This window comes from Pseudomonas sp. MYb2, assembly GCF_002979955.1.
Lineage (GTDB): Bacteria > Pseudomonadota > Gammaproteobacteria > Pseudomonadales > Pseudomonadaceae > Aquipseudomonas.
In genome coordinates this window covers 63,800-78,455 of record NZ_PCQC01000025.1, presented here as the reverse complement: position 1 = coordinate 78,455, position 14,656 = coordinate 63,800, and the positions used below count along the sequence as shown (strand labels likewise).

Genomic DNA, 14,656 nt, shown 5'->3' with positions numbered 1-14,656 from the left:
ATATCGGATCATCAACCGTCCTTCTCAATGCCGCATCTATCGCATTTCATGTGGCAGATCATTGAACACCCGCGACAGACTCACGCGACATCGTAATGTCTTTACCGCCAAGCCCGAGTGAGTCGTCGCATAACTTAGGATTAAAGCAACGTCCTCAATTTGCAATGGCTAGCTGAAGCATTTGTCATATACCCATTTGAGCAATCCCGCTAGTGTTTGCAATAGGATCAGCAGTCCCGCCTTGATGTAGTCCAGATCTTCAGCCCAGTTCCCAACCCCGACGCCGTGCGCTCACCACGAGATAGAGCAGCGCAAGGCGTTCATATTGCTTTGCAGCAAACCCGGGGGGCGGCGCGTCGTAGTCATTCACTTTCTTTCCGGGGTTGGTATTTTCGGGTCACTGCCAAAGCTTGTTGGCATCAAAATCCAGTTTCGCGGCTTTGAGTTCTTTCACCAGTTTTGTCTGCCAACCATCTGCCGAATCCATCTCGGTATAGATAACGCCATACAGGTCTGAGGGGATTTCAACGTGACCTTTGCGCAAAAGACATACACGGCCTCTGCCCAACTTCCCGGCAAAAAAGCCAAGCTCAAAAATGACGTTCTGTCGAGCTCTAGGATCCGGAGTATCCGATTTTGCGGATTTAGCTAGATCGTCAGGCGTTAACAACACAACAGCAAAACCGACATCACCCGCCGAATTCTCGAATTTCTCGATAATGGTTCGCCCTTGGTCAGGCTGCTCCTTAAGGATAATGGCCTCTAAACCCAGCTTTTCGAGGAAGCGAGCAAGGCCTTGCAGTGCCGCGTCATCGTGGCCATGCACCACAAACACACGACGTGACAAAGTTGACGTGTTGGGACTTACCGTAGGCTCGGGTTCACGGTCAAGTACATGATCGGCAAGATCTTCCCTCAGAGTGCGCTGCGCCTCTGCAAGCATAAGGATCGATTGCTGGATATTATCCTGAGTACCTGTCACGTAATGATGCCTAAGCGGGTAGTCATGCGAGTAATACCCGGGGAAGAAATGCAGTGTTGCTGCGTCTCCTAAGCGGTTGAAAACCGATGTATTTTCGCCAAAACACCGCTCTAAGGTGTCTTTAATTGCGGCCGAGAGGGCCGTTAGCTTTGGAGAGTCGCCCTCATCATTGAGCTCAGATGCATCGAAACTTCTCAACTCGGTGATGCGATCTTGGAGACGTTGAATCCCCCGCTCAATTTGGTCTGGGGCCAATTTCAGTTTGGGAGCAAATCCAGTAGTGCCGGTCGGGGATTTAGCGCGAGCCATCAGGTGAATCCTTTCTTATCCTATGTGTGATAAAGAGCATTATCAGACATAGGATGACCACAAGGTAAGCGAACTGAATTCTCACCGTTTTCGGGCAACTGTGAATGGCCTCTTTTGGCGTTAGCAGCCCTTAACAAGGGGCCGCTTCCGGCCAAAAAACTCCTGCCAGGAATGGGAGCTTTGGGTCCAGGCTGTGTGAAAAGGCATGCATCGTTTTATCTGTATTGCTACGTAAAATGTCTCGGCGACTGGATACTCAGCAGACCTAAAATTTTCGTAGGAACGCGATTTTCGTTGCGTTTCTGACCATAGAATTTTTCTAAACCGTTTTCGTACAGCCAGGGTCGGGACCAGTCATTTGAATGCAAACCAAGCATACATTCACGCCCTAGGCCGGAAAAATGGAGTTCAATAGCTTGCTGGACCAAATCCTAACGCGAGAGCCAATCATCAATCAGCTTCTGCACTTTCCGTCCATCTACCAACGGAGCGGAGTGAGGGCGAGCCCTTAAGATAGAGCGCAACTGATCTGGTGTAATGCAATCGAATGTTGCACCTACATCAACCCCGAATCCTTTCTCAAGTTCCAATTTCATGTTTGTTACGACGCTACAACAACCCATGCATATTTGGTGTATCCCTCTCCAAGCGGTGCTTAGTCGCGTCGGTACATGGGTATGAAAAGCCACCTTACCTTTCATGAACGTCACGACCTCAAACTTCAAGCGCTGGCAAATTGGGCACTTCCAAGACTCCTCCAGCTCGTTCCACATCCGCGCACACCCTGGCAACGACAACAACATAGCCAAGTAATTCGCCGGAGGGACGCTCCCTGCAGGCTTACTTTCGGTACGCCACCGACTACGGTTGGCCTGGTGAACAATATTGCTCCTCGACGTTTCGCGGCTTAATAACTCGCCATTCACTAGTTCCAAACCGCCGTATCTATGGTACCCATTTGATAAAGTCGGAATTGCAACTGTCCCGAACGGATACCTTTCATACCAGTAGTCTTGCAGAACTGCCGCCTTGGCGACCTGATAAACCAATTGCATTCTCGCCACGTACGACGGCCGTGCGAGTCGCCACAGCGCCATCACCTTTGATTCATCTATACGATGTGATACATGCTTACCAACGTTAGTAAATTGCCGAATCTGCCCGATGGAAAAGGATTGCCATTCAACACGATCACCTCTGGCGGACAGGATTTTTTTTGCTGCCGCATCAGCGTTATTACAATCCTCACAAATCAAAACCGCAGCATAAGCTGAAAATGCCGGCGCCATTCGTTCGATCAGCGCTAATCCCGTATTTGTTGGCTCTTCAGTACCACTCTCAACAAAAACCTGATTAAACGCTGCTTTGAGCGCATCGGCCATGTGATCGTGATGTTCAACTAGCTTCGCAAGTATTTGCCCCTTACTTCCGAGCCTGGAAACCTCAAACTTACTTCTTTCACAACATGGGCATCTCCAATGCTGAGAGGTCTCCACCCAATTCCTGTTCATTTCAAAAAGCTCAACCCCGTGGTGCTTTTTTATTTCACAAGACAAAGGTGATCCCACACCATCAAGTGAATCTAATGTTCCATCATTTATGCATTGAACCGCCAATTTCAGCGCGGTCAATCTTTTTTCTTGAATCGCCTCGTAGCACTCCTCATTCTGTTTTGCCCAGACCGCTAACGCATTAAGGTGCCCAGTCGGATTAATTTTCTCTTCGGTTTCGCCCACCCCGCCCCCCTGTATCACTTTTGAAAATAGCCACAAAAATCAACGCAAATTTGCTCATCGCCGCCCGAGTGGTTGATTACGCTTACCAATGACGACGTTGGATTTCCGCAGTTTCTGAAGACCAAAAATTTTACTACAAGCGGGCGTTTCAGGACGCTCTTCGAAGGGTCGCTGAACCTGAAATTTCCGCCCTCCACTCTCGTCGTGATTTCACACTGCTAGCATGACAGATTCACTCTAGAGGAAATTATCATGCTCTATCCGTTATTCGATCAGAACTGTGAATTGATGGCTTGGATTGAACCGGGTCAGCATATTTTTGACTCACACATGAATTGGATTGCCTACCTTGCAAACAATCATGCTTGGTCTGCTGAAACCGGTAATTGGTTGGGAGCGGTTCGTGGGCTGCTCTGCATGGATCATGCGGGAAGACCGGTGCTTTGGAACCCAAATGAACGAGTAATGGGCACCGCTCGCCCAACTCGGCCAACTCGGGCCTCTAGAGCGTCGCGCCCTTCTCGTCCGTCTAGACCTTCGCGTCCGTCGCGACCATCCAGACCTTCTCGCCCTACGGGCGGATGGTCCGACCTAACAATGTTCAGTTGGCTCGCCCAATAAGAGAAACGCTTATGAAACGGCTCCCGGCGGTAACCCGCCGAAAGTCGCGTGAGAATTAAGGATGGATAGCTGCCGCTCCCTTGAACAGCGGTCTTCAATTACACTCCCTATCGCATAGGATAACGGCCTCTCAGAACGTAGCGGTCGGACGCTTCCAGCCTCTTAAGGACTACGGCATGACCACTATTGCGACTAACCCAACCACCCAGCTTGCGTTTTCCATGTATGAAAACAAGGGTGTTTACGCAGTGCTCATTGGGTCGGGCGTGTCGCGCTCCGCCGGTATACCCACGGGTTGGGAAATCACGATGGAACTGGTGAAGCGCGCCGGCATCGCAGAGGGCGTAGGTCATCAGGATGATTGGCTCGCTTGGTTCTTAGGTAAGACCGGGCAGCAGCCCAACTACTCTACCCTCTTAGAGGCCTTGGCCAGCACGCAAACAGAAAGACGCGCAATTATTCAGGGTTTTTTGGAGCCAAACGAGCAGGAATTGGAAGACGGCCTCAAGATGCCAACGTCCGCCCACCGGGCGATCGCGGCCATGGTTAAATCCGGCCATGTGCGCATCATCGTCACCACCAATTTTGACCGATTGATGGAAAACGCTCTTCGCGATTTGGGGATCGAGCCTACAGTGGTGAGTTCTATTGACACGTTGGTAGGCGCGGAGCCACTCACTCATACGCAGTGCTACATCTTGAAAATTCACGGCGATTACAAAGACGCCAGGATCCTTAATACGGATGTTGAACTGGGTGACTACCCGGCCGAATTCAACGACCTTCTTGACCGAATTATCGACGAGTTCGGACTTATCGTTGCAGGCTGGTCAGGAGAATGGGATCACGCTCTGCGCTCCGCGTTCCTTCGCGCACCCAATCGGCGCTACCCTACCTTTTGGCTGGCACGGGGACGCCTATCCGAGCGCGGTGCAGAACTCGTGACCCATCGTCGCGCGACTGTCGTCGGTGGCACTGACGCCGACACTTTTTTTGATGGACTGAATCTGAAATTAGAAACCATTCAGCAGTCCCGCTATACCAATCCGCTTGACATAGATTTGGCTATCGCCATGGCGAAGCGTTTCATGGCCAAGCCCGAGCACCGGATTCAACTGGATGACTTGGTGACATCTCAAACTCAACAAGCCATTGCGCACTTCGCCCCCTTATTTGCCTCCAGCGAGGACCGGAGAAGCCAGTCTTTCACTGACTGGGTGCTTGCGCACGAAGCCGCCATCGAACCATTGGTAAGACTTGCAACAGTATTGGGTCGTTGGGGAAGCGGCGACGAATTGGGCCTGGTGCTCGACTCAATCAAAAGCCTTTACGCCGAGGCGCAAAAAAACCAGTCCGGATATACCCATTGGCTGGCGTTGAAGAACTATCCAGCAGCGTTAGTTTTTTACGGATACGGATTGGGGCTCACAAGGGCGGGACGCCTGAATGAGCTGTATAAGCTCTTCAATACGACCGTGATTAATCGGCGCGAGCTGCCGACCGTTGTCGGTGTTGATCTTTCACCATTCTACTTGGAAGCGGGGAGCAACCTTACACCGCACTGGAAGGGCTTCGAGGGAGAGACGAATTCCCAAACGCCTTTGAGCAACCGGTTGGCAAGCGTCCTGTGCCCAAGATGGGCACCCGCCTTCGCCGGCGTCCATGATGCAGACTTGCTCTACGAACGGTTTGAATTTTTGTGTCTCATGAGTTTCGTAAAAGAGCGCGGCGTTACCGAGGAAGTTCTCAACGATATGATTGAGAAAGGACAGTTCCGGCAGATCGCCGTCGGACGTCTGTCATGGCATTCGGAAACCATCAATCGCTTTGCACATGAGTACTCGACGCATGAGTACAAGATGCCCCTTCTGGAGGCTGGTTTCGCGTTCGGCAGCGAAACCTATCTCCAGAGATTCCTAGAGGGTCTTCAGCGACTGTCTCGATATTGACCTTACAAGGGATGCGGGTGCTGCGCCTCTCACCATTACAGGCAAAAGGCGGCCGATTTGCATTCCGTCACGAGGGGCTGCCATCGGCCAAGAGCAGTCGTCGGCTTTCCAGTCACGAACGCCCCAACAACACATGCTCAACGGGGGAGTGGCGAGCAAAGAGCCGAAGACACTTCGCAGCCTCCTAAGGGCGTCAAGGGTGCAGGGACACAATCGCACGTGAAGCCCGCCCTCCGTGCCGGCTGAAGCACATAGCTGTTGTCGCTAATAGCTCGATAAAGGCGTAACTATCCTCGTCACAGGACCTGCTACTATCCTGCAGAAATACCATGCATTAGCGCTCAGTGCTTAGAAGATAGAAGATGGATCACCTCGACGATCTGCCAAAGCGTCACAGAAACCATGCAACGGAAAGCAAGGCCGAAGCTGCTTTCCAGAGCTTGTTATCGAATTCGGAAGAATTTGTCCTGCAGGCTTCGGACCGCAAGGATTATGGAACCGACTGCCAGATCGAGGTTATCGATCGCGAAAGCGCGACCAACGTCAGAATCCACGTCCAATTAAAAGGAACGGAAAGGGACGCAAATGCTGACGGGTCGGTCAGTATCGAGATAAAGCGGGCCAATCTTAATTACCTGCTGATGCAGCCTCATTCCTTCTTCGCCTGCTATCACATTCCGACCGACACGCTGAGGTTCTGCTCCGCCGACACTGTGATACGGAAGTACGAGCATAGCGGACAGAATTGGACGCAGCAGCAAACGCTCACCGTGACCTTCTCAGAGCTCCTTACTGACGCACGCCTAAAGTCCCTGGCGGCTTTGACGAAATCCGGTGCAGCGTCATTGAGGGGCATGCGGGTCGCACAAACAACTGCTCGTCCCGAAGATCTGCCCAGCATCGTAAAAGCTGCCCGCCCAGACCTGCACGTTCCGGAAGATGGAGCGCAGGCTGCAGCGATGCTTTCTAGCCTTTATAACAGCGGCGCGGACGACATGATCAGCTCCGCGTTTGAGAAGTTCGCCTCCGTCCTACCTCAAGATAATGATGCGCTGATTTTTTGCTACCTGGCGGAGATCAATCTCGGCATGGCTGGGCGGAGCGGCAAGGCTGCACGCATCTCGGATGGCATTTCCTATCTCGTGTCCAAGCTCGACACTGGCGGGCTTGATGCGGGAAACCTCCAATACTCGATTGGCAACGGGTTCTCGGCGCTAGGACGCGAAGATGAAGCCATTAAGGCATATGAGATCGCTCTTCAGCACCTGACTGGCGACGACGGCAAAATACTTCTGGCGGAGTGCTACAAGAACCTCGGTTCCAGCTACGAGAAGCTAGGTGACGGGGAGAGAGCAGCCGAATCTTTCTGCGAGGCGTTGCACCACAACCCTCAACTTCCAGAAGCGCACTTCGCCCTGGGACTCCATTGTCACCGAAAAGGCGAGTACGAAGAGGCGCTCGAGCATTTCGACAACGTGGTTTTCGCCGAGCCTACTCTGGGAAAACGATCTTCGGTCTTGGGGTGGCGAATAAACGTCTTCTTCAATCTCGGTGACGGGAAGGCGGCGTTTCGCGAGATCAATACGCTACTGAGCGATGCGGGAGAGGAAGCCTGGATCTGGCCATGGTGCAGTCAACAGGTCGCCAGTTTCGGGCGCACCTCGCTAGAGAATGCGCGGCTAAGTATTCCGTTCTGGGATCGATATCTGAGGGCTCATCCGAACTGTCCCAGCGGTTTGAGAGAACGACTACTGAACAGGCTGTACTTACGGTCGGAAGATTCGGCCGTGGATATGACCTATCCCGCATTCAAGACCGAATTCGAGGCAAATATCCAGCATGTACGGGCCGATGAAGCCGCTTATTTGTGGGATCGTTTGGGGCACTGGGCGCAGGACAACGATAACTGGAACGAAGCAGAGAGCTGCTTTCGGGTCGCATATGATCTCGAGGGCGGGCACTATGGCTATTGCCTCGGCACGGCGCTGAACTTCCTCGATCGACCCGAGGAGAGCTTGCCGATTTTGCTGGCCCAAGCCGAGGAGATCCAGCCGGACGATATGAGTTACTTCCAGGTCGCAGTAGCCTACGAGAAACTGGGACGCGTGCGCGATTCGATCGATGCCTATATGAAGGTCATTGCGCTGAACTCCAACTACGAGCTAGCGTGGTTCAATATGGGCGGAGTACATTGGAACGCCGGGGAATTGGAAGACGCTAGCCGGGTGTGGAAGACCGCCGTAGACAGATTTCCAGATCACGAGCTGGCGGCTCTGCTCCGCCGCGATCTTCCCTTTGCCCTTCGTTAGGTGCGATATGCTTTATTGCCGCCGTCAGACAAATCATCACCTACTTTTTGGCCAACTGCAGTAGCCTAAGACGATCCTCCGCCAGAATTCTCTGCACATTCTCCAGGCTTCTAAGATCCGCGCGCTGGTTAAAGGCGTCTTCCTGCAAATTCCCTGAAAAACCCGCCATACGCTTGTGCCCAATCAAGCCCGCCAGCCAACCAGTCAACTCATGATTAAAGAATGGATACGCTCGATGTGAATCAAGATGAACCGCTACTGCGCGCAACTCAGTCAGACAAATGACATCAACGATGTCCTCATCGAAGGTGATTAAGCGGTCTAGGCAGAAATCTACGCCCTCCAAGTGTCGGGGATTCGACAGCGACTCGATGAGCCTCAGTATGTACAAATCCCAGGCGCAGTTATTGATGATGTGGAGCGGATCTTTCTTGTCCAGCACCGAGTTCAGTTTTTCGGAAAGCTTTGTTTTCTTTGTATGGAAGAGAATATCGGCACATACAATTAGCTCGCGCAGCATGAAAATTCGCAGCTCATCGTGCATGAAGCTGAGCAGCGCTTCCATCTTGGCCTCCGGTGACGCTGAAGAGCTACACTCGAGAATCTTGGCACGTAGAATCATGCATTCTGCGGCCGCAGCTTGTTGGGCAATGGCGACGCCCAACCCTGCTTCCAGATTGCGCGAAAACCCGTCGATCCATTCCTCGGCGAACGCCTCGGCACGTTTTTGGTAAAGGGTGCGAAACCGTTCTCCCCAACCCTCACTCAATGGAGCCTCATCAAGCGACAGCGCATGTACAGCAGCAACCGTTTCTTTGCAAAACTGCCGGGTCTCGGGGGACCACTTTTTCTGCGCTTCACACAGGTATACATATGAATTCAGCCTCGCGAGATCATCTACGGAGAACATCCGCTGCAGATCTGCACGCACAGCGTCGAGTTCAGGTGAAATACGTTCTGCATACGACAGTTTGCGAATGTAGCTGGCCGCATTCGAATCCAGAAAAAGCGAGCCACCCAGTATGTAGTTAACCCGTGTTTCGGACAAAGCGAAGGCTTTGTCCAGAATCCAGACGGACTTCCCGCGCAGCATGGTCGAAACGAAACCTTTCTGAGAAAACTTCTCCCGTACCAAGCCAAATGGCCCACCAGCTTCATCCGCCGCGTACATGATGCGCCAGTCACCTAGCAGCTCAACATGTTCCTGGAAGCGGTCCAGCGCTTCTCTTGGGTTATCTGCGGAGCATACATAATGAAGCGCTTGTTGGATCTCAAACTCGCCGTATCCCTTCATCAGAATCTCATCTTCCCTTAGTTTAATTAGCTACCGCGCAATCTAGGTTATCTTTGCACTTGAGAGGATGTCGCTTTGATAGCGCGCGACGATTTCCCCACCACAGCATAAGAGTGGCATCCGAGAAGTTCTGTAGGGAGACTCAGGTCTGTCTCTTAACCCATGCCACCCGAAAATGGCGCCCATACGAGCACCATTAAACCGGGCAATTGTTCAGAAGAAAAACTGTTGCCCGGAAAGCTGCGACCAGTTGCTGTCAAGCATTGGGCGTAGGGGCTGGAGCTGCCGAAGGCTCTTGAGAGGCTTAAGCTGCTTGAGACCTTTCAGGGGCTTCAACTGGCACAAAGGTCTCATGGGGCCTCCAGTAGCATTGTTTGAAAAAAACACTACCTGACCGCGGTTGTCACGTATCAACCCATTAGTAATCCGGCCGAGATGTTGTCCCGTGTACGAGTACATGGAGTCATCATGAAAATACCCAACTGGTGATCCACCGAAGGTAAAGATATGGACACCGTCATCGGTATAGGCGATAGGGACGCCGCTGCGATCGTAAAAATCCTGACTCATAGGATTGCTCCATTCTAAAGGGAGTGCAGGGCATCAACTGATGCCCTGGGTCAAGCGGGGCGGCTTGTTAAGCCGATTTTGGGCGAAGAACGATGCGAAACGGCTGGCCGTTCGCTCGTCGTATCACCTTCCCAGACTTGGTGCGGATGGTCATGCGGTAGATGACCTGCCCTTCCTCGTCCGGTTTTTCGAACATCTCTAGCTGGGACATGATTCGTCTCTCACAGAGATAGGCTCGAACACAAAACTCGCTCCCTTGCGAACGGACCCTATAGGGGCTACCATCACAACGCTTTTTCTGAAGCGCGAGAGACATCTGGAGCCTGTTCAGACGTCTTTTTTCAAAAGCCGATCAAGTTCGTACCTTGGTCGGCTTTTCTATTTCCGGGTCACTCTCCACCTCTGGCCAACCTCTTTTGGAGATTGTTCACCTGCTCAAGGCGAGCATGAACCCCATCCATAACAGGATACTATCATCATCATTTTGATGACGTCAACCAATCATGTGTTATCCTTGACACATTAGTGATTGGTTTCATTCGATGGTCAGCCAAACGGAGAAAACATGATTGACCTCAGCGATTACAGCAAGGCGCAACAGGAGCGCCTCGCCTTCATAGACTTCCGTTTGTTTTTTTTGGGGGTTGTATCGCGCATGGATTTAATGGAACGTTTTGGCGTGGCTTCAGCGGCAGCTACGCGGGATTTTGCGCTTTACCGTGAGCTTGCCCCCGAAAACACTGAGCTTGATCCGGTTACCAAGCATTACATTATTCGTGAGCAGTTTGTCCCCCAGGTAGCGCATAATTCCGAGCGCGTGCTAGTTACGCTTTCGCAAGGGTTCGGCGATGGCGTCGACTCTGGGGAGGGCTCGTTGATCCGACACGAGTCTGTGTCGTTACTTAGCCGTCCTAAGATCGAAATCCTTGCACCAGTGACGCGCGCAATTCACCTCAGGCAGGTGGTAAAAATCGACTACATGTCGAAATCTGGGCATTCAACGCGAGAGATTGTTCCGTTTGCTATTGGCTGTGATGGCCTTCGTTGGCATGTCCGGGCGTTTGATCGCAAAGGCAAACGTTTCTCAGACTTTGTGTTCACTCGCATGAGCAATGCCGAGATCTCTGTCGGTGAGAAGCCTAGGACTGAAGAGAGCTGGGAACAGGATGATCAGTGGAATCGTATGCTGGATCTCCCTATCATTCCTCACCCAGACAAAGACTCCACTGAATTAGTCGTATTGGATTACGGGATGCGTGACGGACTTATGCGGCTTCGTGTGCGTGCCGCGATGGCTGGTTATGTGCTGCAGCAATACCATATCGACTGCTCACCCGATCACAGCATCAAAGATTATGCTTATCGTTTATGGTTGAGCGATCCGCTGGCTCTTTATGGTGTAGAGAGCGCAATTTTTGCACCAGGATACACAAAGCCTACAAACAGCGTCTGATCAGTGCTACCCGTGGCGCGAAGCGAGAGGAAATCGCACGCTTCACGTGTTAAGCGTGGGCAACTCAACGTCGGCCATTGTCATTTATCAAGTAGGCCGACGCATTACTACATTGCATCTTTGATCCCGATTAGATGATGATCTAGGGCGGTACAGGTATTCAAACCCTGCCTTACGATATTCGGCTGGCTGCTTTTGGACGTTTGCGCCTGTCGCCACCGAGAGCGATGCACAGTTCACTGCTAATCATGACTACGAAGTAAGCTGGTCAGCCTTAATGCGTTCAATTGTCAGATTAAGTACAAGCGGAGTGCGGGGATAAATTAGAGTGTAATTTCGCAAGGTATTCCAGTTGGTATTCCAACTAAAAATAAAAACCGATATTAATCATACAAATCAATAAGATAGCGGCTTGATTCAGATTACCCCGGCCCACCAACTCTCAACGACAAGGCCCGCCAAGTGCGGGCTTTGTCGCATCTGAAGTTCGGGATTTTCCGGATCAGCGCGATTGGACTGGCGTGCTGCGCCGGAACTATGCTTTGAGCCACCGGCAATGACCCAAGGACTTTCATGAACGTTTGGCTGCGTGTCCTATTGGCTACCCTCGTTTCACTGTCTGCGCACGCCGCGACCACCGACATCCCGCCAAGAGTCCAGCAGGTCGTCTACAAGAGTGGCCACGGCAGCGTGCAATTCAAGCAGTCGATCAAGGGCTATAAAACTGCGGAGTACACGCTCAGCGGCAAAGCCGGGCAGATGCTGACGGTGGGCTTTAAATCTGCCAACCTTTCCGCCGCCTTCAACCTCGCCACCAAAGGTGCTGATTACGCGCTGTTCAACGGCTCGGTCATGGGCAATCATTTCCTCGGCTCGTTGCCGGCCGATGGCGATTACACGGTGCAGGTCTATCTCATGCGCAGTGCTGCCCGACGCGATGAAGTGGCCAACTACGAGATTTCCCTCACTCTCGCCAACGGCAACGCAGTGGATAACCAGCGACCTTTCGATCAACACGTGGCGTTGCAGGGCATCGATTTTCATGTGAAAGCGGATCTGCTCGATGGCAAACCCACATTGCGTATCGAACCCCAAGGCCTGGAGATCGACAACTCAATGATCGCCCGCCCACTCAACGGCGATATCATCCGCGCCGAGGTCGGCGACCTGAATAATGACGGCTCGCCTGAGCTCTACGTCTTCACTCGCTCGCCCGGTCGCGGGATGCCCGGTGAACTGATCGCCTACTCGGCGAATAACAAAAAATCCCTGAGCGAAATCTATCTGCCGCCCATCAGCGACAACCCGAAAACCGCCGAGGGTTATCAGGGTGAGGACTCATTTGCTGTCGTGGAGAACACGCTCATTCAGCGCTTCCCTGTGTATGGCAGCGCGGACGCCGGAACCGGTCGCACGGGGAAGATGCGCCAGGTTCAGTACAAGTTGGTGCCCGGAGAGGCGGGATGGGTTTTACGTGCAGGCAAGGTGGCGGAGTATTGACATGATCATGGCCGCCGCCGCAAGGAGTGGGTGCGGGCATGTTCGCCAGCAGATGCCGCTACCGATCACATGCCCTGAACCATGCCCTTCTCTACCACGATAACGCTTTCGCAACGTGCTCCGCTTCAGTCCTGGATCGACCACTGTCTGTAATCGGTGCCCGCAACATCGACCGTTGCTCTTTGCGATCGACGATCCAGAACGCCATCTTCGTCGGCGTCTTGCGCGAGGCGCCCGTCTCAGGATCTGCGCTGGAGGAACCTTGTCCATCCGGCGACTGCGTCACCTCGAACTCCCATTTATGGCCGATTGCCGGGATGTCTTCATGGGCTACCGATTTGGCTGAAAACCCTGTTTTGCTGAGACCCGCAGCTTGCAAGCCGAGATTATTCGCCATGAAGGAGCGCAGCATGGACTCCAGCTCCTGATCAGAAGAGGCTGGCATGCCCACGGTCAGGCCGAGCTGGGCCCCGCTCTGCAGGTTTTCGTAGTAAAAGCGCCCATGGGTGTTCGGTCGCAGACGGTAATCGCCCACGCGCAGCGGCAAATGCACGCCTTGGCGTTCATTGACCAAGGCGTTTTCATCCTTCGGTATATGCCAGCCCAGTGTCGCATCGCTCATCTGCCATTCGATGAATCTGCGGTTCAGCGCCACGGCGTCCTCGTTTCGGCCTTGCCGATAATCGATGTCCGCGGCGAAGTCCAACGCGCTGCGAAAAAGCAGTTCATCGACGACCCGTTCGTCCCAGGCTGACACCGCCAAACCCAGTGCACGACGTGCGGCCTCGAGATCTGCGCGCCGATATTGATCGATGCCGATGTAAGTCTGCATCCGCGCAATCTCGTCCGGGAAGTGCGCGTCGGGCAGCGCCTTTTCCGCCAGTGCCGCAGCCTTGGCTACGCCGTCCGGCAGTGAAGCGGCCACCTCGATATCCCGCACCTGCTGAGCCAGTGGCCGTTCACGAAACAGCGGCGGTGCGCTGCGCCATTTCAGCGCGGCGAACAATTGGCGCACTTGCTGCGCGATTTGGGCCTCGTCTTGCAATCCGAAATTGACATCGATATCCATCCGCCAGTCGCCGCGGAAGATAAGCCAATGAGCATTGATGCACTGCTTGTCCTCACATTCACTCTGATCTGCGCGCTTGAAAGCGGTCAGGCCGTCGTAGGCGAGATCGGGCATGGTCATTTCCAGCGCACTTGGCTTGTGCCGCGCCTGATAGGACTGCAGCGATGCCTGCCGTTCGGCAGCGCTGATCTTGCGTTGATGCTCGTCATAGGACACGGCAATCTCGGCAGTCAGGCGACCGCCCGGGAGCGCCTGCGTGTAAAGAACAAGAGTGTTGAAGTCGCGTTGTTCGGCCGGCTGGAACCTGGTCAATGTCCACGCCCCCACCGTGAGGGGCATCGAAAAGTCAGCGAGGTCGTAACGCAAGCGGGGCTCGTCCGGCGACAAACGCCATGAAGCGGGATCGGGGCTGGTCACCGCGAACAGCTTTTCTTGCAGGCGGGCGACCTCTGTCCTTTCACCCGCCATCATGCTCGCTTCGATTGCCCGCTCCAGCATGCCCGTGCTCCGAGCGTCGCGCTTGCCCGATGCACCGTTGTCGGCGGCTTGCTTTTCCCAATACGCAATCTGCTCTTCAGCGGCACGGCGGGCCTCGTCATATCGGGCCTGTTTGTGCAGCAGATCAACGAGCAAGGCGCCCGCGTCGAGTTCGATAAAATCGAGGGCGCTGCCTTTTCGGCCGGCAACCATCGCCGCCCGGGCAGCGACCGTGGCATCCGCCAGCAAGCCATCGCGGCTCAGACGTTGAGCTTCGTGCATCAACCCTCTAGCGTCGGGTGCCCGAGTCTGTGCCTGAACCGTCGCCGCGCTGCAGACCGCCATGGCGGTTGACAGCAGCAGCGCGGCAAAAAGGCGCCAGCGCCG

10 protein-coding genes are annotated in these 14,656 nt (G+C 53.6%); 5 read left to right on the top strand and 5 right to left on the bottom strand.

All coding sequences use genetic code 11. From position 1 onward, the window contains the following. Window positions 1-397: 397 nt before the first annotated feature. A complete protein-coding gene (locus CQ009_RS27340; RefSeq protein WP_105709274.1) occupies window positions 398-1,291 on the bottom strand; it encodes a TIR domain-containing protein in 894 nt (297 codons plus the stop codon). Window positions 1,292-1,722: 431 nt separating this feature from the next. Then, the gene (locus CQ009_RS27335) at window positions 1,723-3,027 is read right to left on the bottom strand and encodes a hypothetical protein (RefSeq protein WP_105709273.1); all 1,305 of its coding nucleotides are present in this window, start codon (window positions 3,025-3,027) and stop codon (window positions 1,723-1,725) included. 252 nt (window positions 3,028-3,279) lie between these two features. On the opposite strand from CQ009_RS27335, the gene CQ009_RS30580 reads away from it, so the two are divergent. From CQ009_RS30580 to CQ009_RS27320, 3 genes are all read left to right on the top strand, one after another. Beyond that, the gene (locus CQ009_RS30580; protein WP_105709272.1) at window positions 3,280-3,648 is read left to right on the top strand and encodes a 4-fold beta flower protein; all 369 of its coding nucleotides are present in this window, start codon (window positions 3,280-3,282) and stop codon (window positions 3,646-3,648) included. A 176-nt stretch (window positions 3,649-3,824) separates the two neighbouring features. Beyond that, window positions 3,825-5,597: an SIR2 family protein gene (locus tag CQ009_RS27325; RefSeq protein ID WP_105709271.1), complete on the top strand. Its 1,773-nt coding sequence runs from the start codon at window positions 3,825-3,827 to the stop codon at window positions 5,595-5,597. Between the two features lie 362 nt (window positions 5,598-5,959). After that, complete coding sequence (locus tag CQ009_RS27320) at window positions 5,960-7,906, top strand: tetratricopeptide repeat protein (protein ID WP_105709270.1); 1,947 nt, start codon at window positions 5,960-5,962, stop codon at window positions 7,904-7,906. Window positions 7,907-7,946: 40 nt separating this feature from the next. Here the strand turns inward: CQ009_RS27320 and CQ009_RS27315 are convergent, their stop codons facing one another. Beyond that, window positions 7,947-9,200, bottom strand: coding sequence for a hypothetical protein (locus CQ009_RS27315; protein ID WP_105709269.1), 1,254 nt, complete (start codon window positions 9,198-9,200; stop codon window positions 7,947-7,949). Between the two features lie 213 nt (window positions 9,201-9,413). Next, a complete protein-coding gene (locus tag CQ009_RS27310; protein WP_105709268.1) occupies window positions 9,414-9,770 on the bottom strand; it encodes a 4-fold beta flower protein in 357 nt (118 codons plus the stop codon). A 565-nt stretch (window positions 9,771-10,335) separates the two neighbouring features. On the opposite strand from CQ009_RS27310, the gene CQ009_RS27305 reads away from it, so the two are divergent. Both CQ009_RS27305 and CQ009_RS27300 read left to right on the top strand, forming a co-directional pair. Continuing rightward, window positions 10,336-11,223, top strand: a complete 888-nt coding sequence (locus CQ009_RS27305; protein ID WP_105709267.1) for a WYL domain-containing protein — start codon at window positions 10,336-10,338, stop codon at window positions 11,221-11,223. 573 nt (window positions 11,224-11,796) lie between these two features. Next, window positions 11,797-12,723, top strand: coding sequence for a PliI family lysozyme inhibitor of I-type lysozyme (locus tag CQ009_RS27300; protein ID WP_105709266.1), 927 nt, complete (start codon window positions 11,797-11,799; stop codon window positions 12,721-12,723). 91 nt (window positions 12,724-12,814) lie between these two features. On the opposite strand, the gene CQ009_RS27295 is transcribed toward CQ009_RS27300, so the two are convergent. Then, on the bottom strand, window positions 12,815-14,551 hold the full coding sequence (locus CQ009_RS27295; protein ID WP_105709265.1) for a hypothetical protein: 1,737 nt from the start codon (window positions 14,549-14,551) through the stop codon (window positions 12,815-12,817). Window positions 14,552-14,656: the final 105 nt, after the last annotated feature.